Origin of the sequence: Streptomyces sp. ADI95-16 (assembly GCF_003721495.1) — a bacterium.
Classification (GTDB): domain Bacteria; phylum Actinomycetota; class Actinomycetes; order Streptomycetales; family Streptomycetaceae; genus Streptomyces; species Streptomyces goshikiensis.
Genome location: NZ_CP033581.1, coordinates 6,711,957 through 6,732,819, shown reverse-complemented (window position 1 = coordinate 6,732,819; position 20,863 = coordinate 6,711,957). Strand labels below are relative to the sequence as shown.

At 72.2% G+C, this 20,863-nt stretch carries 13 protein-coding genes; 7 read left to right on the top strand and 6 right to left on the bottom strand.

Annotated elements, in window-relative coordinates:
• Window positions 1–2: 2 nt before the first annotated feature.
• On the bottom strand, window positions 3–461 hold the full coding sequence (locus EES41_RS30070; RefSeq protein WP_123081128.1) for an Lrp/AsnC family transcriptional regulator: 459 nt from the start codon (window positions 459–461) through the stop codon (window positions 3–5).
• A 128-nt stretch (window positions 462–589) separates the two neighbouring features.
• Between EES41_RS30070 and EES41_RS30065 the strand changes: the two genes are divergently transcribed.
• Together EES41_RS30065 and EES41_RS30060 are read left to right on the top strand one after the other, a co-directional pair.
• On the top strand, window positions 590–1,576 hold the full coding sequence (locus tag EES41_RS30065) for a DMT family transporter (RefSeq protein WP_123081127.1): 987 nt from the start codon (window positions 590–592) through the stop codon (window positions 1,574–1,576).
• Complete coding sequence (locus EES41_RS30060) at window positions 1,569–2,759, top strand: aromatic amino acid transaminase (RefSeq protein WP_123081126.1); 1,191 nt, start codon at window positions 1,569–1,571, stop codon at window positions 2,757–2,759. Before EES41_RS30065 ends, EES41_RS30060 begins: the two co-directional genes overlap by 8 nt.
• Window positions 2,760–2,771: 12 nt before the next feature.
• On the opposite strand, the gene EES41_RS30055 is transcribed toward EES41_RS30060, so the two are convergent.
• Window positions 2,772–6,974: a bifunctional nitrate reductase/sulfite reductase flavoprotein subunit alpha gene (locus tag EES41_RS30055; protein ID WP_123081125.1), complete on the bottom strand. Its 4,203-nt coding sequence runs from the start codon at window positions 6,972–6,974 to the stop codon at window positions 2,772–2,774.
• A 154-nt stretch (window positions 6,975–7,128) separates the two neighbouring features.
• On the opposite strand from EES41_RS30055, the gene EES41_RS30050 reads away from it, so the two are divergent.
• Entirely contained in the window at window positions 7,129–9,189 is a 2,061-nt protein-coding gene (locus EES41_RS30050) for a discoidin domain-containing protein (protein WP_123081124.1), read from the top strand.
• Between the two features lie 63 nt (window positions 9,190–9,252).
• Window positions 9,253–9,870, top strand: coding sequence for a TetR/AcrR family transcriptional regulator (locus tag EES41_RS30045; protein ID WP_073772656.1), 618 nt, complete (start codon window positions 9,253–9,255; stop codon window positions 9,868–9,870).
• 44 nt (window positions 9,871–9,914) lie between these two features.
• Here EES41_RS30045 and EES41_RS30040 read toward each other — a convergent pair whose 3' ends face one another.
• Window positions 9,915–10,877 (bottom strand): LysR family transcriptional regulator, encoded by a 963-nt coding sequence (locus EES41_RS30040; RefSeq protein WP_123081123.1) that lies wholly within the window; start codon window positions 10,875–10,877, stop codon window positions 9,915–9,917.
• 171 nt (window positions 10,878–11,048) lie between these two features.
• Between EES41_RS30040 and EES41_RS30035 the strand changes: the two genes are divergently transcribed.
• Together EES41_RS30035 and EES41_RS30030 are read left to right on the top strand one after the other, a co-directional pair.
• Complete coding sequence (locus tag EES41_RS30035; RefSeq protein WP_254211804.1) at window positions 11,049–14,546, top strand: M28 family peptidase; 3,498 nt, start codon at window positions 11,049–11,051, stop codon at window positions 14,544–14,546.
• Window positions 14,547–14,656: 110 nt separating this feature from the next.
• Window positions 14,657–15,262: a TetR/AcrR family transcriptional regulator gene (locus EES41_RS30030; RefSeq protein WP_123081122.1), complete on the top strand. Its 606-nt coding sequence runs from the start codon at window positions 14,657–14,659 to the stop codon at window positions 15,260–15,262.
• Window positions 15,263–15,339: 77 nt separating this feature from the next.
• Here the strand turns inward: EES41_RS30030 and EES41_RS30025 are convergent, their stop codons facing one another.
• Window positions 15,340–16,980, bottom strand: a complete 1,641-nt coding sequence (locus tag EES41_RS30025; protein WP_123081121.1) for an FAD-dependent monooxygenase — start codon at window positions 16,978–16,980, stop codon at window positions 15,340–15,342.
• A 257-nt stretch (window positions 16,981–17,237) separates the two neighbouring features.
• On the opposite strand from EES41_RS30025, the gene EES41_RS30020 reads away from it, so the two are divergent.
• Entirely contained in the window at window positions 17,238–18,374 is a 1,137-nt protein-coding gene (locus tag EES41_RS30020; protein WP_123081120.1) for a SchA/CurD-like domain-containing protein, read from the top strand.
• A gap of 125 nt (window positions 18,375–18,499) precedes the next feature.
• Here EES41_RS30020 and EES41_RS30015 read toward each other — a convergent pair whose 3' ends face one another.
• Together EES41_RS30015 and EES41_RS30010 are read right to left on the bottom strand one after the other, a co-directional pair.
• Window positions 18,500–19,603 (bottom strand): methyltransferase, encoded by a 1,104-nt coding sequence (locus tag EES41_RS30015; protein ID WP_123081119.1) that lies wholly within the window; start codon window positions 19,601–19,603, stop codon window positions 18,500–18,502.
• A 38-nt stretch (window positions 19,604–19,641) separates the two neighbouring features.
• Complete coding sequence (locus tag EES41_RS30010; protein ID WP_123082780.1) at window positions 19,642–20,712, bottom strand: nitrous oxide reductase family maturation protein NosD; 1,071 nt, start codon at window positions 20,710–20,712, stop codon at window positions 19,642–19,644.
• Window positions 20,713–20,863: the final 151 nt, after the last annotated feature.

Here is a 20,863-nt window from a genome sequence, read left to right as displayed (position 1 = left end):
TGTCAGGCGGGGCGCGGGTAGACGCGGGACTGCTTCACACTGCCGAACGCGAAGCTGGACTCGATCGAGGCGATGCCCGGAATGGCGTGGATCCGGTGGCGCACCAGCGCCTCGTACGCCTCCAGGCTCTCGATGACGACCCGGAGCAGGTAGTCACTGCTTCCGGCCATCAGGTAGCAGTCCTGGATGTGCTCGATGACGGCGACGTGCGCCTCGAAGACCCGGACCGCCTCGCCGGTGTGGCGTTCCAGCCGTATCCGGACGAACACGGTGATCGGGAGCCCGAAGGCGACCTGGTCGACCATCGCCGTGTAGCCGCGGATCAGGCCCACCTCCTCCAGCCTGCGGACCCGGCGCAGACAGGGCGACGGGGACAGCCGGACCCGGTCGGCGAGGTCCTGGTTGGACAGCCGGCCATCGGCCTGCAACTCACGGACGATCTGCAGATCGACTGCGTCCATCACCACTCCTTGGCAGATTCTGCCCCAAAGCTATGCGTAGGAGGCAGAACTGGCAATCGGCTGCCCCGGGCAAAGTTCTAGCGTTGCCCCATGGCCGAAAGCGGCCCCCTGAGGCTGGAGGAGCCGTCTTGGCCATACCCGACACCCTGCCCGCTACTGCCCTCCCGGACGCCCGGGAAACGGGCCGCGCGTGGCTGTCCCCGCACGCGCGCGGCATGCTGGCGCTGCTGGTGACCGTGACCATCTGGGCCGCGTTCGCGCTCAGCGCCCGCGCCCTGAGCAGCTCCTCCCTGCTGCCCGCCGACGCCGCCCTGCTCCGCTTCGGCGTGCCGGTCCTGGTCCTGGCACCCGCGCTGTGGCGGCGGCGCCGGCGGATCGCGGCGGTGCGTCCGGCCGCCGCCGCGAAGATCATCTGCGGGGCCGGGGTGCCGTTCTTCCTGGCCGCGATGTACGGCGGCTCGCTGACCTCCGCCGCGTTCGTCGGCTCGATCGTCCCCGGCATGGTGCCGCTGTTCGTCTCCGCGCTGATGGTCGCCGGCGGCCGCGCCGCGCCCCGGGGCACCCAGGTGGCCGGGCTCGCGCTGATCGCCGCCGGTGTGGTCGCCCTCGTCTGGCGCTACGTCGCCCCGCCGGACACCGGGGTGCTGGCCGGCGCCGGGGTGCTGCTCGTCGCCAGCGGGCTGTGGGCGCTGTACACCGTCGGGCTGAAGGAGGTGGACCTCGATCCGGTGGGCTCGATCGGGCTGCTGTGCCTGCCCTCGTTCACCGTGATGGTCCTCCTGGTCGCCACGGGCGTGCTCCCCACCGGCATCGCCTCCGCCGCGCCCGGCGACATCCTGCTGTTCCTGGTGGTGCAGGGGCTCGGCGTCGGTCTGTGCGCCGGTCTGCTGTACGCGTTCGCCATCCGCCGGCTCGGCGCGGAGCGCAGCTCGGTCGTGGGCAGCCTCAGCCCGGTCGCCGTCGTACTGCTCGCCGTCCCGCTGCTGCACGAGTCGCCGACGCTCGCCGTGCTCATCGGCGTCCCCCTGATCACCGCGGGGGTCTTCCTCGCCAACCGGCGCCCCCGGCCCCGGTCCCTCTCCCACCCCCGAGCCGAGGTTCCCGCAGATGCTTGAGCTCCTCCTTCCGCCGCCCGTCGATCCGCTGTGGGACCTGACCGAGGCGTTCGGCGCCGACGCGCGGCCCGAGCGGCTGAACCTGGTGCTCGGCGTGTACCGCGACCACACGGGCGGCACGCCGGTCATGGCGGCCGTGCGCGAGGCCGAGATACGGCTGGCGCAGCGTTCCGTCTCCAAGGAGTACCGCGGGCTCTCCGGCAACACCGCCTTCAACCGGGCGATGCTGTCGATGGTCCTGGGCGGCGGCGGGGCGTCCGAGCGGGCCGTGGCCGTCCAGACCGTCGCGGGCAGCGGCGCGCTGCGGCTGCTGGCCGACCTGATCTGCCGGACCCGCCCGGGCACGACCGTGTGGATCAGCGACCCCGCCTACGTCAACCACCGGCCGATCCTGGAAGCCGCCGGGCTGAAGGTGCGTACGTACGGCTGGCTCGACTCCGAGGGCCGCTCCGACACGGAGGGCATGCTCCGCGATCTCGCGGGCGCCCGCCGCGACGACGTCGTCCTGCTCCAGGGCTGCTGCCACAACCCCAGCGGGGTGGACCCGGACGCGCGGACCTGGGAGGCGCTGGCCTCTCTCGCCGCCCTGGAGGGCTGGGTTCCGTTCGTCGACCTCGCCTACCACGGGCTCGGCGACGGCCTCGAAGCGGACTTGGCGGCCACCCGGATGCTCGCGGAGCGGGTGCCGGAGATGTTCATCGCCATCAGCTGCTCGAAGAACTTCGGCCTCTACAGCGACCGCACCGGGTGCGCGGTCGTGCTCGGCGCGTCCCGCCAGTCGCTGCGGCACGTCGAGACGGCGCTGCAGAACGCCGCCCGGACGCTGTACTCGATGCCTCCGGAGCACGGCGCCGCCGTGGTGACGGCCATCCTGGAGGACGACGGGCTGCGGACCGCCTGGCGGACCGAACTCGACGCCATGCGGGGCCGGATCGAGGCCAACCGGACCGGCCTTGCGGCGCGCCTGGGCGCGCTCGGCTGGGACACCCAGGCGGCGGCGCTGGCACGCCAGAAGGGCATGTTCTCGATGCTGCCGCTCTCCGCGGAGCAGATGGTCCGGCTGCGCGGCGAGTTCGCCATCTACGGCACGACCGCGGGCCGGATCAACATCGCGGGCCTGCCGGCGGACCGGATCACGTGCCTGGCGCGGGGCATCGCGGGGGTCCTGGAACGGACCGGCTGACGGCGGCCGCCGTCAGTACACGTCGCGGACGTACCGCTTGTCGGCGGCGAGCTGTTTGACGTACACGGCGGCCTCGGCCTCGGTCAGGCCACCGTGGACGCGCGCGATCTCGCGCAGCGCCCCGTCGACGTCCTTGGCCATCCGGGAGGCGTCCCCGCAGACGTAGAAGTGGGCCCCGTCGCGGAGCCAGGACCACAGCAGCGGTCCGTGCTCGCGCATCCGGTCCTGGACGTAGACCTTGACGCGCTGGTCACGGGAGAAGGCGGTGTCGAGGCGGGTGAGGGTGCCGTCCGCGCGCAGGGCGGTCAGCTCCTCCTCGTAGTAGAACTCGGTCGCGCGGTGCTGCTCCCCGAAGAACAGCCAGTTCGGGGCGCGGTGGCCGCGCGCGCGGCGTTCGTCGAGGAAGCCCAGGAACGGGGCCACCCCGGTACCGGGCCCGACCATGATCATGGGGGTGGCCGGGTCGGCCGGCGGCCGGAAGGCCGGGGAGCGCCGGACGAAGACGGGGACGGGGGCGCCCTCCTCGGCGTCGGCGAGGAAGGGCGAGCAGACGCCCTGGCGGGGGCGGCCGGAGAGGTTCTCGTACCGCACGACGGAGACGGTCAGGGAGACCTGGTGCGGGTCGGTGAGCGGGCTGGACGAGATGGAGTACAGGCGCGGCTGGAGGCGCCCGAGCACCTCGGCCCACTCGTGCGCCTCGGCGCGTACGGGGAACTCGGCCACCGCGTCCACGGCCTGGCGGCCCCAGCACCACTGGGCGAGGCGGTCCTTGTTGTCCGTGCGCAGCAGCCGGCGCAGTCCGTGGTCGCCGCCGCGTTCGGCGAGGAAGCGGATCAGACCGGGGGTGATCTTCGTGATGTCGAGGTGGTGGCGCAGCGCCTCGGCCCAGGTGACCGCGCCGGGACCGGTCCCGCCGGTTCCGCCGGCGCCGATCCGGCCGCCGGGGTGCACCTCGGCGGCCGGATCGGTTCCGGTGACCGCGAGCCATTCGGAGACGAGGCCGGGCGCGTTGACGGGGTGGATGCCGAGCGCGTCCCCCGCCTCGTAGCGGAGCGGGCTCTCGGCGTCACGGGTGTCGAAGGTGAACCGGCGGACCTCCTTGGCGGAGCCGGGCAGGCTGAGCAGCCGGTTGCCGACGAGGCGGGCGGTGACGGGCGCCGGCCCGCGCGGCCCGGCCCCGGCGGCGGTCCCGGCAGCCCGGGGAGCCGGTGTCCCGGCCCGGCCCGGCGCCGCCTCGGCCACGCCCCGCAGGGAGGCCAGCACCTGTTCCAGCCACGCGGCCGCCGAGGCCTCGTAGTCGGGTTCGCAGTCCGTACGGGGGGCCAGGCGGACGCCGCCCAGCTCGCCGAGGCGTTCGTCCAGGCGCCGGCCGTGTCCGCAGAAGTCGCTGTACGAGGAGTCCCCGAAGGCGAGCACGGCGTAGTGACGGCCGTCCAGGCGGGGTGAGTCGGCGGCGGCCAGCGCGTCCCAGAAGGCGGCGCCGTTGTCGGGGGCATCACCGTCGCCGAAGGTGCTGGTGATGACGAGGAGGTCGGCGCGGTCGGGGAGGGCGCCGGGATGGGTGGCGTCCATGTCGAGGAGCGCGGCCCGGTGGCCGGCGGCGGTGAGCTCCCGGACGGCGGCGGCGGCGAACTCCTCGGCGTTGCCGGTCTGCGAGGCCCACAGCACCGCCACCTCGCGCCCGGTACCGGTCCCGGCGGCGGCGCGCTCCCCCGCGGCGGCCTGCCCGGCCCGCGAGTACAGCCCGGCGAGCACGCCGTTGACCCAGCGGGCGTGCTCCTCGCGCAGCGGCGCGCCGGACGGCAGGACGGGAACGCCCGGCAGGCCCGATTCCAGTCCGGCGAGGAAGCCGGTCAGGTACTGGCGTTCGTGCGCGGCGAGGACCGGCGGCGGCCCGGTCTCGATGCCGAGCGCGGCGGCCGCCGCGGCGGCGGCGCCGGACGGCAGGGCCGCGGCCGCACCGGCGCCCGCGACGGCCGCCACGCCCACCACGCCCGCCGCCGCGATCCCCGCGACCGGCGCGCGGTCCGCCGTGACCCCGGTGGCGACCTTCGTCAGCGTCACCGCGCAGACCTTGAACTCGGGCTGGAAGGACAGCGGATCGACGGCGTCGCTGGTCACGGCGTTGATGCTCAGGTACTCGCCGAAGAGGTCGTTCCAGTGGAACGGCGCGAAGCAGCACCCCGGCCGCACCCGGTCGGTGACCAGCGCGGGCAGCACGGCCCGGCCGCGCCGGGAGGCCACCTCCACGGCGTCGCCGTCCCGGACGCCCAGAACCCGCGCGTCCTGCGGGTGGAGCTCCACGAACGGGTCGGGGTTGAGCTTGTTGAGCTTGGCGACCTTCCCCGTCTTGGTCAGGGTGTGCCACTGGTGCGGGAGCCGCCCGGTGTTCAGGACGTACGGGAACTCGTCGTCCGGCATCTCGGCGGGCGGGATGTGCGGGCGGGCGAAGAAGACGGCGCGGCCGCTCGCCGTCGGGAACACCGGTCCGGCGGCTTCGTCGTCCACGTAGCGGATCGGATTGCGGTCCGGGCCGTCGCCGGTGGCGGCCGGCCACTGGACGGGGGTGGCGCGCAGCCGCTCGTAGGAGACTCCGCGCAGGTCGTAGCCGGTCTTGGGGTTGGCGGCGCCCTTGAGTTCCTCGAAGACCTGCTCCGCGCTGCCGTAGGTGAAGGCGTCGGCGTAGCCCATCGCGCAGGCGACGCGGGCGATGATCCGCCAGTCGGCCAGGGCCTCGCCGGGCGGGTCCGCGGCGGCCCGGGCGAGGGTGAGGTTCCGCTCGCTGTTGACCATGACGCCCTCGGTCTCGGTCCACAGGGCGGCCGGCAGGACGACATCGGCGTAGGCATTGGTCTCGGTCTCGGCGAAGGCGTCCTGGGTGATGACGAACTCGGCGGCCTCCAGGCCCTCGATCACGGTCTTGCGGTTGGCGACCGAGGCGACGGGGTTGGTGCAGATGATCCAGCACGCCTTGATCTCGCCGTCCGCGAGCCGCCGGAACATCTCGACGGTGCCCCGCCCGGAGCCGTCGGCGCGCAGGGCCCCCGGCTCCAGTCCCCACAGCTCCTCGGTGAACGCGCGGTCCCCGTCGACCAGTACCGAACGCTGCCCCGGCAGGCCGGGCCCCATGTAGCCCATCTCGCGGCCGCCCATGGCGTTGGGCTGTCCGGTGAGGGAGAAGGGCCCGCTGCCGGGCCGGCAGATCGCGCCCGTGGCCAGGTGGAGGTTGATCAGCGCGTTGGTGTTCCAGGTGCCGTGGGTGGACTGGTTGAGCCCCATCGTCCAGCAGCTCGTCCACTCCCCCGCCCGCCCGATCCACTCGGCCGCCGTGCGCAGGTCGGCCTCGGGTATCCCGGTGGTCTCGGCGACGGCGGCGGGCGGGTAGTCGGCGAGGAAGGCGGGCATCTCCTCCCAGCCCTCGGTGTGCGCGGCGATGAAGGCGGGGTCGGTGTGCCCGTTCTCGACGAGCAGGTGGAGCAGTCCGTTGAGCAGCGCGAGGTCGGTTCCGGGGCGGACCGGCAGGAAGAGGTCGGCCTTGTCGGCGGTGGCGCTGCGGCGCGGGTCGACGACGATCAGTTTCGCGCCCGCCCTGACCCGTTCCATCATGCGCAGGAAGAGGACGGGGTGGCAGTCGGCCATGTTGGAGCCGATGACCAGGAAGACGTCCGCCCGGTCGAGGTCCTCGTACGAGCCGGGCGGCCCGTCGGCGCCGAGCGACAGCTTGTAGCCGGTGCCGGCGCTGGCCATGCACAGCCGCGAGTTTGACTCGATCTGGTTGGTGCGGACGAACCCCTTGGCCAGTTTGTTGGCGAGGTACTGCGCCTCCAGGCTCATCTGCCCGGACACGTAGAAGGCGATCGCGTCGGGCCCGTGCTCGTCCACGACGGCCCGCAGGCGCCGGGCCGTCTCGGCGATCGCGTCGTCCGCGGAGACCGGGCGGGGTTCCTCGTCCCGCTCGGCGCGCAGCAGTGCGGTGGTCAGGCGTCCGGGCGCCGCGAGCATGTCGGCGGTGGTGGCGCCCTTGGTGCACAGTCGGCCGTGGTTGGCGGGGTGGGCCTTGTCCCCGGTCGCCCGCAGGACCGTGCGCCTGCCGTCGACGCCCCTCGCGACGTCCAGGAGCATGCCGCATCCGACGCCGCAGTACGAGCAGACCGTCCGCACCTGTGCGGTGCCGGCCAAGGAGTCCGGTAGGGCCACGGGGCGGGTTCCTCTCATGATCGGATCGCGCTCGCCGACCGTAGCAACGGTTCCTTACGCCCATGTCACATCGCGCTCACGCCGGGTGTCCGGGCGGTGTTGTCCAGGAGTCTTCAGGTCATCTGTCCCGGACTATTGACTCTGCACGCGACAATCGAGATTCTCCTCGACCATGACCCCTCACCCGCACGGCAGGCGCCGACCACTCGCGCTCCTGGTCTTACTCCTCGGCATGGTGGCGATGGCGCTCGGCCCCGCGCCCGGTGCCTCGGCGGCCGATCCCGGCTGGTGGAACCCGGCCGCCCGGCCCGCCCCCGACTCCCAGATCAATGTGACGGGCGAGCCCTTCAAGGGCACCGACGCCCAGGGACAGGTACGCGGCTTCGTCGACGCCCACGACCACATCATGTCCAACGAGGGCTTCGGCGGCCGGCTCATCTGCGGCAAGGCCTTCTCCGAGCTCGGGGTGGCGGACGCCCTCAAGGACTGTCCGGAGCACTACCCCGACGGCTCCCTCGCGGTCTTCGACTTCATCACCAAGGGCGGGGACGGCAAGCACGACCCCGACGGCTGGCCGACCTTCAAGGACTGGCCCGCCCATGACTCCCTGACCCACCAGCAGAACTACTACGCCTGGATCGAGCGGGCCTGGCGCGGCGGTCAGCGGGTGCTCGTCAACGATCTCGTCACCAACGGGGTGATCTGCTCGGTCTACTTCTTCAAGGACCGCTCCTGCGACGAGATGACCTCCATCCGGCTCCAGGCGCAGAAGACGTACGACATGCAGGCGTACGTCGACAAGATGTACGGCGGCACGGGCAAGGGCTGGTTCCGGATCGTCACCGACTCCGCGCAGGCCCGCGAGGTCATCGCGCAGGGCAAGCTGGCGGTGATCCTGGGCGTCGAGACCTCCGAGCCGTTCGGCTGCAAGATGATCCTGGACGTCTCGCAGTGCTCCAAGGCCGACATCGACCGGGGGCTCGACGAGCTGCACCGGCTCGGCGTCCGCAGCATGTTCCTGTGCCACAAGTTCGACAACGCCCTGTGCGGGGTCCGTTTCGACGGCGGCGCCCTCGGCACGGCGATCAACGTGGGCCAGTTCCTGTCGACCGGCACCTTCTGGCAGACGGAGCAGTGCAAGGGCCCGCAGCACGACAACCCCATCGGCCTCGCGGCGGCGCCCGCGGCGCAGAAGGAGCTGCCGGCGGGGGTCGCGGTGCCCCAGTACGCTTCGGGCGCCCAGTGCAACACCCGCGGTCTGACCGACCTCGGTGAGTACGCGGTGCGCGGCATGATGAAACGCAAGATGATGCTGGAAGTCGACCACATGAGCGTCAAGGCCGCTGGCCGGGCCTTCGACATCCTGGAGTCCGAGTCGTACCCGGGTGTGATCTCCTCGCACAGCTGGATGGACATGGACTGGCTGGAGCGGCTGTACAAGCTCGGCGGGTTCGCCGCCCAGTACATGAACGGTTCCGAGGCGTTCAGCGCGGAGGCGAAGCGCACGGACGCGCTGCGCGACAAGTACGGCGTCGGGTACGGCTACGGCACCGACATGAACGGGGTCGGCGGCTGGCCGGGCCCGCGCGGGGCGACCGCCCCGAACGCGGTGCAGTACCCCTTCCGCAGCGTCGACGGCGGTTCCGTCATCGACAAGCAGACCACCGGCCAGCGCACCTGGGACTTCAACACCGACGGCGCCTCGCACTACGGCATGGTGCCGGACTGGATCGAGGACATCCGCCTCGTCGGCGGGCAGGGCGTCGTGGACGACCTGTTCCGGGGCGCGGAGTCCTACCTCCGCACCTGGGGGGCCTCGGAGAAGCACAAGGCCGGGGTGAACCTGGCCGCGGGCGCGGCCGCCTCCGCCAGCTCCTCGGAGTGGAACCCGTTCACGAGTTACGCCCCGGGCAGGGCGGTGGACGGCAGCACGGGCTCCCGCTGGGCCAGCAACTGGAGCGACGACCAGTGGCTCCAGATCGACCTCGGGTCCGCGAACCTGGTCTCGCGCGTCACCCTGGACTGGGAGGCCGCGTACGGGAAGGCGTACCGTATCGAGGTCTCGACCGACGGCACGAACTGGCAGACCGCGTGGTCCACGACCACGGGTGACGGCGGCCTGGACACGGCGCGGTTCGCCGGTGTCACGGCCCGTCACGTACGGATCCACGGGGTGCAGCGCGGCACCAAGTGGGGCTACTCCCTGCACGAGGTCGGCGTCTACAGCAGCTGACGGCGGCGGGGCGGGCGGCCGGGGACGGCCGCCCGCCCCGCACGCGGACCGAAGGGAACACGTATGGCACGGATGCCGTCGGCCGAGCGGCGCCGGCAGTTGACCGAGGCGGCGATCCGGGCGATGACCCGCGACGGCGTCGCCAGGACGACCACCCGGTCGATCGCCGCCGAGGCGGGCGTGTCGCTGAGCGTCTTCCACTACTGCTTCGACTCCAAGCAGGCCCTGCTGGAGTCGGTCATCACCACGATCGCCGACCACTCCGTGTCACTGGCCAAGGAGGCGATCCGGCCTCGGGCGACCCTGCGGGAGACGGTCCGGGCCGGTTTCCAGGCGTACTGGGACCATGTGGTGGCCCACCCCGAAGAGCACATGCTCACGTACGAGCTCACCCAGTACGCGCTGCGCCAGCCGGGGTTCGAGCACCTGGCTCGCCGGCAGTACGAGCTGTACTCCACGACCTACGCCGAGCTCATCGAGCAGCTGCGGCGCGGCGGGAACTTCGAGCTCCGCGTGCCCGTTCCGGTGCTGGCCCGCTATCTGGCCGCGATGACGGACGGGCTGACCCTGAACTTCCTCGTCCTCGGGGACGGGACGGCCGCGGCGGCCGTCCTCGACGTGGTCACCGACCACGTGGCCGGCCTGATCCTCGACGACACGCCGGTCGCGCTCGCTCCGTAGCGCCCGGCCGGTGGCGCCCGCCCGGCCGTTCCCTCCAGGGGCGGTCAGTCCAGCGGCGGGTGCGCCTCCGGGTGGGCGTCCCACCAGGCGCGGTGGAACGGGTTGTTGTCGACGTTGGCGAGGTACGCCCCGGCGGCCGCCCGGTACAGGAGCTCCGCCTGCGGCGCGGAGACCGCCGAGCGGTTCCAGGCGAGGCGGATGCGGCCCGTGATGGGGGTGCCCAGCAGCGGGCGCATCACGGTGCCCTCCACCCCCGGGGCGGTGGGCTGGGTGAGCGAGATCGCGCGCCCCGCCGCGACCAGGTCGTGGCGCATCTTGCGGTCGGTGATCCGGTAGCGCAGCGAGGGCACGAACCCGGCCTTCGCGCAGGCCTCGACCAGGGCCTCGGGGCCGCCGTCGTCGTCCTCGACCAGGGTCATCCACTGCTCGTCGGCCAGATCGGCGAGGTCGAGGACCTCCCGGCCCGCGAGGGGGTGGCGGGTGGACATCCGGATGCAGAACGGCTCCTTGGGGACCAGGGTCCGGGCCTGGGCTCCCCGGGGCACCGCGACCTCGTGGTCGTTGACCTCCCCGTACACGACGACGTCGTACCGGCCCGCGCCGAGCATCCGTACCAGCGAGGTCACCGAATGCTCGACGTCCACGGTGATCTCCCGCCCGGAGAGGGTGAGGTCGGTCCGCGCGACCAGGTCGTCGATCAGCACGAGCAGGATGCAGCCGAGCCTCAGCGGGGCGGCGTCGGTCGCCATGGCGCGGGTCTCCGCCCCGAGGGCGTCCATCTCGCTCAGCACCCGGCGCGCCTTGGCGAGGACGAACTGGCCCAGCGGGGTGGGCTCCACCCCGTGCCGGCCGCGGACGAACAGCTCGCCTCCCGTGACCCGTTCGATCCGGCGCAGCTGGGCGGAGAGCGCGGGCTGGGAGACCCCCAGGCGCCGTGCCGCGCCGCCCAGACTGCCGACTTCCGCTATCTGGCAGACGGCTTGCAGATGCCTCAACTCCAGCTGCATCCGGGCAGCTTACGCAGCGTGACCCGAGCACACCATAACGCGGACCTTATGTGCACAGGGATGTCCCAATCTCGCCATGCACACGCCCATACTCGGCGGCGAACAGCCAGACCATCCCCGTCACCACCCCCCACACACGATCGGAGTGGACTCTTGCAGCCCACCAGATGGATGGCCTCCGTGGCAGCCATGGCGCTGACCGCGAGCCTCGCCGGAGCGCTGGCCGCAACCGCGTCGGCCGCGCAGCCGGCCCGGGAGCGGTCACAGCCCGCCCCCACCTCCGCCGAGCGCGCGGTCGCCGCCGCGGACGCGGCGGTCCGCAGCGGCCTGGACACCCTCGTCAACTCCCCCCGGCAGCAGTACGAGCGGCGCCTGGTCACCCCCTGGGTGCGGGACCTCTACTCCGTCGCCTACGAGCGCAGCTACCGCGGCCTGCCCGTCGTCGGCGGCGACGCGGTGGTGCTCGCGGACGGCGAGGGCAAGGTCCGCGCCGTGCAGTCGGCCTCCGCCCGGGTGATCGACGTGGCGACCACGCCGACCGTGTCCGCGAAGGCGGCGGAGGCCACGTCGCGGGGCGAGCTGGCGAAGGTCGACAAGGTCCTCGACAGCCGCCTCGTCGTCCGGCTCAAGGACGACAAGCAGGTCCTGGCCTGGGAGACCGTGCTGTCCGGCCGCACGAAGACGGCGCCCAGCAAGTTGCACGTCTTCGTGGACGCCCGCACCGGCAAGGTCGTCGACCGTCACGACGAGGTGGTCGCGGGCAGCGGCACCAGCAAGTGGAACGGCCCGAACCCGCTGACCATCGACACCACCGCCGCGAGCGGTACGTACTCGCTGCGCGACCCGAACCGGCCGGGCCTCAGCTGCGCCGACTACGGCACCGGCAGCGTCTTCTCCAAGTCGTCGGACTCCTGGGGCACGGGCAACGCCACCTCCAAGGAGACCGGCTGTACGGACCTGATGTTCGCGGCGCAGAAGCAGTGGAACATGCTGAGCCAGTGGCTCGGCCGCAACGGCGTCGACGGCAACGGCCGCAGCTTCCCCGGCAAGGTCGGCCTCAGCGACCTCAACGCGTACTGGGACGGCAGCTCGGTCACCATCGGCCACAACAGCGCGAACGAGTGGATCGCCGGCATCGACGTGGTGGGCCACGAGTACGGGCACGCCATCGACTCCAACACCCCCGGCGGCACCAGCGGCCAGGAGTCCGGGCTGGGCGAGGGCACCGGTGACATCTTCGGCGCGCTGACGGAGGCGTACGCCAACGAGCCGGCCCCGTACGACGTCCCGGACTACACCGTCGGCGAGATGATCAACCTCCAGGGCCGCGGACCGATCCGGAACATGTACAACCCGCCGGCCGTCAACAACGACCCGGCCTGCTACAGCTCCGCGATACCCGGCACCGAGGTGCACGCGGCCGCCGGACCCCTGAACCACTGGTTCTACCTGCTGGCCGAGGGCACCAGCCCGGGCGGCGGCAAGCCGAGCAGCCCCACCTGCAACTCCAGCACCCTGACCGGCGTGGGCGTCCAGAGCGCCGGCAAGATCTTCTACGGCGGCATGCTGCTCAAGACCAGCGGCATGTCCTACAAGAAGTACCGGACGGCGACCCTCAGCTCCGCGAAGTCGCTCGACCCCACCACCTGCAACCTGTTCAACAAGACCAAGGCCGCCTGGGACGCCATCAGCGTGCCCGCCCAATCCGGTGACCCCACCTGCACCCCGAGCGGGCAGAACGACGACTTCTCGATGGCGCTGAACCCGGCCTCGGGCACCGTCCAGCAGGGTGCCTCCGTCACCACCACCGTGGCGACCAGCACCACCACCGGCTCGGCCCAGCAGGTGACGCTCACCGCCACCGGCCTGCCGGCCGGGGTGACCGCCTCCTTCAGCCCGGCCACGGTCCAGTCCGGCCAGTCCTCGACGCTGACGCTGTCCGCGAGCTCCAGCGCGGCGCCCGGGCCGTCCACCGTCACCGTCAAGGGCCAGGGTCCGAGCCTCGCGCACACCGTCGACTACGCACTCAGCGTCGGCGGCACCACGACGCCCACCGACCCGCCGGACATCGGCGTCGCCAACGTCCAGGCGCACCTGACCCAGCTGGGCACGATCGCCTCCCAGAACGGCGGCAACCGCCGGGCGGGCAGCGCCGGTTACACCCAGTCGCTGGCGTACGTGAAGGGCAAGCTGCAGGCCGCCGGTTACACAGTGACCGAGCAGAACTGCACCTCCTGCACCTACCCGTCGAACAACCTGATCGCCGACTGGCCCGGCGGCCCGGCCGACCAGGTCGTCATGTTCGGCGCCCACCTCGACAGCGTCTCGGCCGGCCCCGGCATCAACGACAACGGCTCGGGCTCCGCGACCCTGCTGGAGAACGCGCTCGTCCTCGCCCAGAAGAACCCCACCATGACCAAGCACGTGCGCTTCGCCTGGTGGACCGACGAGGAGCAGGGCCTCAACGGATCCAAGTTCTACGTGGGCCGGCTCAGCAGCGCCGAGAAGGCCACCATCAAGGGCTACTACAACTTCGACATGGTCGGCTCGACCAACGGCGGCTACTTCATCAACAACGTCAACTCCGCCACCGCCGCGCCGCTGAAGGCCTACTGGACCTCGCTGAACCTCGCCCCCGAGGAGAACACCGAGGGCCAGGGCCGCAGTGACGACTACTCCTTCCAGCAGGGCGGCATCCCCACCTCCGGCTACGCGGCCGGGGCCAGCGCCCGCAAGACCTCGGCGCAGGCCGCCAAGTGGGGCGGCACCGCGAACGCGGCGTACGACGCCTGCTACCACAGCTCCTGCGACACGACCGCCAACATCAGCGCGACCGTCCTCGACCGCAGCGCCGACGGCGTCGCCTACGCGATCTGGAAGCAGGCCGTCGGCGGCGACACCCCGGCGCAGGACTTCTCGATCAGCGCTTCCCCGGCCGCCGGCTCCGCGGGCCCGGGCGGCAGCGTCACCTCCACGGTGAACACCGCCACCGTGAGCGGCGCCGCCCAGACCGTCGCCCTGTCGGTCTCCGGCGCGCCCGCCGGCGTCACCGCGACGCTCAGCCCGTCCTCCGTGCAGTCCGGCAGCTCCTCGACGCTCACCGTCCAGGTCGGCGCGGGCGCCGCGCAGGGCACGTACACCCTGACCGTCACCGGCAGCGGCACCACGAGCCACACCACCACCTACACGCTGACCGTCGGGGGCGGCGGCGGTACCTGCACCCCGCGCCAGCTCGTCGTCAACGGCAGCTTCGAGAACGGCAGCGCCCCCTGGACCGCCACCTCCGGGGTCATCACCAACCAGTCCGGCGAGGCCCCGCACGCCGGCTCGTACATGGCGTGGCTGAACGGCTGGGGCTCCTCCCGTACGGACAGCGCCTCGCAGTCGCTGGCGGTCCCGTCCGGGTGCTCCTCGTACCAGCTCGCCTTCTACCTGCACATCGACACCGACGAGGACGAGGACGTGGTCTACGACCGGTTCACCGTCTCCGTCGGCGGCCAGACCCTGGAGACCCTGTCCAACGTGGACGCGGGCTCCGGCTACGCGCTGAAGACCTACGACGTCTCCCGCTTCGCGGGCCAGACCGTCACCCTTCAGTTCAAGGGCGTGGAGGACCAGTCCCTCCAGACGTCCTTCGTGGTGGACGACGTCACCCTCCAGGTGAGCTGACGCCCCCCGTTTCGCACCCAGCGGCACGTCCCCGGCCCCGCGGCCGGGGGCGTGCCGCCCGGCCGTCGCGGCAGGTCCCGCCCGGCCGGGACTGATCTACCCTGACGGGCATGTCTCCAAAGCAGCAACGGGGCGAGGCCACGGTAGACCTGCTCCTGACGACCGCCCTGCGCGTGTACGCCGCGCACGGCCAGCAGGGGTTCACGGTGGGCAGCGTCACCGCGGCCAGCGGAGTCAGCCTCGGCAGTCTGTACCACCACTTCGGCAGCTTCGACGGCCTCGCCGCCGCCCTGTACACCCGGTGCATGGGCGAGCTGTTCGACGCGATGACCGCCGCCGTGACCCGGACCCGGACCGCCCGGACCGGCGTCCACGCACTCGTACGGTCCTACCTGGGGTTCACCCGCGAGCACCGGGACGCCGCGCTGTTCCTCCACGCCTCCGCCTACTCCGGCTACCTGGCGGCGCACGCCGAGGAGATCAGCGCAGCCAAGGAGGCCAAGCTGGCGGCCATCGGCGCCTGGACGCGGCGGCAGGTGCTGAAGGGGGAGATCGTCCCCCTCCCCGGGCCGCTGGTCGAGGTCCTGGTCATGGGCCCGGTCAGCGAGGCCGCCCGCCGCTGGCTCTCCAGCACCTACGCGTTCGACCTCGACGAGGCGGAACGGCTGCTCCCCGACGCCGTCTGGCGCACCCTGCGGCCCGGCCCGGACGCCTAGGCGGCCGCCGCGGCCCGACGCACGCACGTCCCCGGGCCGCTGCGTGCGGCCCGGGGACGTGCGGGAGACGTGCGGGGCTACTCCCCGGTCCGGCCCAGGAGGGCGCTGAGGACCTCGTACAGGACCGGCTCCGGATCGGCCTCGCCCTTCGGGGAGCGCCAGGCGACGAACCCGTCGGGGCGGACCAGGATCGCGCCCTCCGGGGTCACGCCGTGGACCTCGGCCCAGTCGCCCCCGTCCTCCTCGGGGAGCAGACCCGCGTCCGGGCCGGTGCCGACCTCGTACGCCTCCAGCCGCATGTCCAGGCGCGCGGCGGCCCGCCGCGCGGCGCGGCCCCACCGGGTGCCCTCGGCGCTGAGCAGGACGAACGAGCGCTCGTAGAGGTCCAGGGTGGAGATCCGCTCGCCGGCCCGGCGCAGCCACATGTGGGGGGCCCGGGAACCCGGATCGCCCGTCAGCCGCATCTGCTCGGGGACGACGGGCTGCTCCGCGTCGCCGCCCACGACGGCGCCCGCCGTGTAGCGGTACCCCATGGCCACGGAGAGGACCCCGCCCGGCCGGCCGCCGGCCGCGCCGGGGGCCGGGGCGTACCCGGGGTGGCTGTGCTCCGCCGAGCGGGCCGAGGCGCGCTCGCTCGTCGCCCGGGCCACCGGCAGGCGCTCGGCCTCGTACGTCAGGAGCAGCCGCGGGTGCGCCGCGCCCTCCAGGACGGCGGCCAGCTTCCAGGCGAGGTTGTGCGCGTCCTGGATGCCGGTGTTGGAGCCGAACGCCCCGGTGGGGGACATCTCGTGCGCGGAGTCCCCGACGAGGAAGACCCGGCCGGCGGCGTAGTGCCGCGCCACCCGTTCGGCGGCGTGCCACTGGGCCTTCCCGGTGATCTCGACGTCCAGGTCGGGGGCGCCGATCGCCCGCCGGATGTGGTCCGCGCAGCGCTGGTCGGTGAACTCCTCCAGGGTCTCGCCCTGGTCGGGGTGCCAGGGCGCGTGGAAGACCCACTTCTCCTCGTTGTCCACGGGCAGCAGCGCCCCGTCGGCACCCGGCTTGGTCAGGTAGCAGACGATGAAGCGGCGGTCGCCCACGACCTCCGCGAGCCCGCGCGAGCGGAAGGTGATGCTCACGTTGTGGAACAGGTCTCCGGGTCCGCTCTGACCGATGCGGAGCTGTTCCCGGACGGGACTGCGCGGCCCGTCGGCCGCGACGAGGTAGTCCGCCCGCACCCTGCTGTGCTCGCCGGTCTCGCGGTTCTTCACGAGCGCGGTCACTCCGGTGTCGTCCTGCTCGAACGACAGGAGTTCGGTGGAGAAGCGCAGGTCGGCGCCGAGGGTGGGGGTGACGGCCATCAGGACCGGCTCGATGTCGTTCTGGCTGCACAGGCACCACGTCGACGGGCTGAAGCGCGCGATCGCGCCGCCCGCGTCGATCTCCTTGAACAGCCACTCCTGGTCGTCGCCGGTCAGGGACCCGCCCTGGAGGATCCCGTGGTTGTCCGCCAGGACCGAGGCGGCCTGCCGGATCGCCTCCTCCACGCCGGCGACCCGGAACACCTCCATCGTCCGTACGTTGATGCCGCGTCCGCGCGGGTGCTTCGAAGTGCCCGAGTGTTTCTCGACCAGCATGTGCCTGATGCCGTGACGGCCCAGGAACAGCGAGGTGCACAGGCCCACGAGCGAGCCGCCCACGATGAGGACCGGCACGCGGTGGTCGACGTCTTCTTCCATCAGTTGCTCCAGCTCCTGCCGCCCGAGGGGGAATGCTCTTTTCATGCCCTTTTCCGGGACATTCGCCCCGCCCCTTCACCCGCATGGTTCTCCCGTCTCGCGCCGCTGGCCGTACCGGACGACGATCGGTTTCGGCAGTGCCACCCGTAACCGGGTGCTGACAGACCGCATCCGCAGGTGGTCACCCACGCGGATTCCACGAGCGACCGGTGACATGCCACGGGACGTGGTGACCGGGTCTCGAAGGAGTGTGAAAGATGACAACCGTGTCGGAACGGATATCCCAGTCCGCCTTCGACGGCTCAAGACTTCGGGTCGTGCTGCTGCTTGACCTGTACGACGGTGCCCAGAAGGAGTTCCTGGAGGTCTACGAACGCCTGCGCAGCCAGGTGTCGTCCGTCCCCGGGCACATCAGCGACGAGCTGTGCCAGTCGATCGAGAACCCCTCCCAGTGGCTCATCACCAGCGAATGGGAGAGCGCGTCCCCCTTCCTGGCCTGGGTCAGCAGCGAGGAGCACGTGAAGACGGTGCAGCCGCTGCACGGCTGCGTACGGGACACCCGCTCGCTCCGGTTCAGCGTGCTCCAGGAGACCGCCGGCCAGGGCTCCAAGAGCCCGGCCACCGGTGTTCCGGACACGATCGGGGGCGGTCTGCGGGCCGCGCCCCGGCGCGGGGACGGCGTGGTCCGCCACGCCCTCACCTTCACCGTCAAACCGGGCAGCGAGGCCGCCGTCGCGGAGCTGCTGGCCGGGTACACCTCCCCGCGGGCGCGGGTCGACGAGAACACCCTCTTGCGGCGCAGCTCCGTCTTCATGCACGGGAACCGTGTGGTCCGGGCGATGGAGGTGGAGGGCGACCTGGTGGCGGCGCTGCGCCATGTGGCGCTGCAGCCGGAGGTCAGGGCCCTCGAAGAGGCCATCAACCCGTACCTGGAGCAGGACCGGGACCTCGCCGACCCCGATTCGGCGCGGGTGTTCTTCACCCGGGCGGCCCTGCCGGTGGTGCACCGGGTGGCGGCGGGCGGCGACGAGCCGGAGGGGCTGGGACGGCACGCGCTGTTCTATCCCGCGAAGAAGGGGTGCGGGACCGCGCTCGCCAGGCTCCTCGCGGGCCAGGACGAGGCGGCCGCCGACGACCCCGCGAACCCCATCGCGGGCAGCACCATCTTCCAGCGCGACGACATCGTCGTCCGGCTCCTGGACATGCGCGGCCCGATCGACGCCCGGCCCGCGCTCGCGCTCGGGATCGAGGGCGGCCACAAGGCGGCGGTGCTGGCCCGGCTGCTGGACGAGGCCAAGGACGGTGTGCTCGCCTCCGACGAGGAGGTCGCGCGCTGCCTCGGCCGCTCCGCCATGCGGCTGATCACCGACCGGCGGACGCCGGACCCCTCCTGACCCAACCGACCGGCCGGTGTACCCCGGCCGGTCCTGAGACGGACAACCCCGAGACGATCGCCCCGAGCCCGGCCGCCAGGCCGGACTCGGGGCGATGTCGTGTGCCGGGGAGATCCCCGCCGGTGTCAGCCGGACAACGGCACGGTGCATTCGAACGCGTGCAGGTACGGGTTGACCGGCCGGATGTCACCGAGCACCAGGCCGGCGGCGGTCATGCGGTTGACCAGGCTTTCCTTGGTGTGCTTGGCGCCGCCCACGTTGAGCAGCAGCATCAGGTCCATGGCCGTGGTGAACTTCATCGACGGGGTGTCGTCGACGAGGTTCTCGATGATCACGACCCGGGCTCCCGGGCGGGCGGCCTCGATGACGTTGCGCAGGGTCCTGCGGGTGCTGTCGTCGTCCCACTCCAGGATGTTCTTGATGATGTACAGGTCGGCCTCGACCGGGATGCCCTCGCGGCAGTCCCCGGCGACGATGCTGGCGCGCGCGGCCAGGGCGCCGCCCTCGCGGAGCCGCGGATCCGCCCGCTCCACCACGCCGGGCAGGTCGAGCAGGGTTCCCCGCACCTCGGGGTGCTTCTCCAGCAGGCTCGCCAGTACGTGGCCCTGGCCGCCGCCGATGTCCGCCACCACCGAGATCCCGGTGAGGTCGAGGAGCTCGGCGACGTCGAGGGCGGACTGGGCGCTGGAGGTGGTCATGGCCCGGTTGAAGACGTGGGCCGACTCGTGCGCGTCCTCGTGCAGGTAGTCGAAGAACCCCTTGCCGAACAGCTCGTGGAAGACGCTGCCGCCGGAGCGCACCGCGTCGTCGAGGCGCGGCCAGGCCTGCCAGGTCCAGGGCTCGGTGCACCACAGGGAGATGTAGCGCAGGCTGTTCGGGTCGTCCTCGCGCAGCAGCCGGGACATCTCGGTGTGGGCGAACCTCCCGTCCTCCGTCTCCGCGAAGATCCCGTAGCAGGTCAGCGCGCGGAGCAGGCGCCGCAGGGGCTGCGGCTCGCAGTTCAGGGCCGTGGCCAGTTCCGCCGCCGTGGCGGGCGACTGGCCGAGCGCGTCGGCGACGCCGAGGCGGGCGGCCGCCCGTACGGCCGCGGCGCAGGCCGCCCCGAAGACGAGCTCGCGCAGGCGCATGCCGGGCTGCGGGGAGGTGGGGGCGTCCGTGGTGAGGGGGGTGACGGTCGGGGCGATGGTGGGGGTGGCGAGGGTGGTGGGGTTGGAACTTACCGTGGTCATGCGGCCTCGATTCTCCTGAGGGTGACGGGGGACACCGGTCAGCACATTCCGGCGGGCTCGGAGAGAGCGCAGTTGTTGTCGGTGAACGTGTTGCCGGTCCCGGTGCCCCGGTCGGCCACGTCCGCCGGCTTGTTGCCCGTCACCGCGTTGTCCCTGATGACGTTGTTGGTGTTCGCGGCGCCCACGAAGCTCTGGAACAGCACGATTCCGCCCGACAGCGGCGAGGCGCCGACGTTGTCGGTGATGGTGTTCGAGCGCACGACGGTGGCCTCGGCGCCCGTGAGGACGATGCCGCTGCCCTGGATGGCCGGGAGGCGGGAGGTGGCGGGGCACAGCTTGTTGTTCGCGGTGACCCGGTTGCCGCGGACGGTCATGGCGCCGGCGCGCGGCGTGCCCTCGTCCCCGACGACGAACACGCCGCCGCAGTTGGCGGTCACGGTGTTGCCGCTGACGGTGAGGTTCCTGACCCTGCGCACGGTGATGCCGATCCGGTTGCCGCTCGCCGTGTTGTCGCGGATCACGGCGCCGAGGGTGTCGGTGGCCCCGCCCTCGTGTTCGACGGTGTTGGCGATGAAGAAGCCGGACTCCCCGTTGTCACGGGCGGTGTTGTCGCGGAACACCCCGCGGGTGGACATCTGCTGGGCGATGCCCCAGACCTTGTTGTTCTCGGCGGTCACGTGCTCGACCCGCAGCCGGTCGGTTCCGCTGGCCCAGATCCCCGACTTGCCGAACCCGGACACGGCGAGCCCCTTGATGGTCACCCGGTCGACGCTCTTCTCCGCGGCTCCTATGACGCAGATGCCGTTGCCCGCCTGGAGGCAGGCGTTGCCGGCGCCGGCGGCGGGGACCGTCGTGGGCGGCATGATCACGGTGCGGCGCGGACCCGCCCCCCGCAGGGTCAGCCGCTTCGTGATGAGCACGCTCTCGTGATAGGTGCCGGGGCGTACGAGGATCGTGTCTCCCGGGCGGGCGGCGTCCACCGCTGCCTGGATCGATTGGCCCGCGCTCACCCTGTGGATGGCCGCCCCGGAGGAGGGCGCCGCGGCGCCGATACCGGTGGCCATGACGACCGAGATGATTGCGAGGCACTTGAGCTGCCGATTCGTCATGAACCCGAAGTTATGGGCGATCTTCGCGGTTCGCCACACAGGGTAAGCGGATGGATACATCCGGCGCGCAAATGGCGTCATTCCGTGGCGGGAGGGTGAGGCGCGCGGCCCCTGACGGTGCGTCCGCCGCCGTGGACCGCGCGCGTCCCGG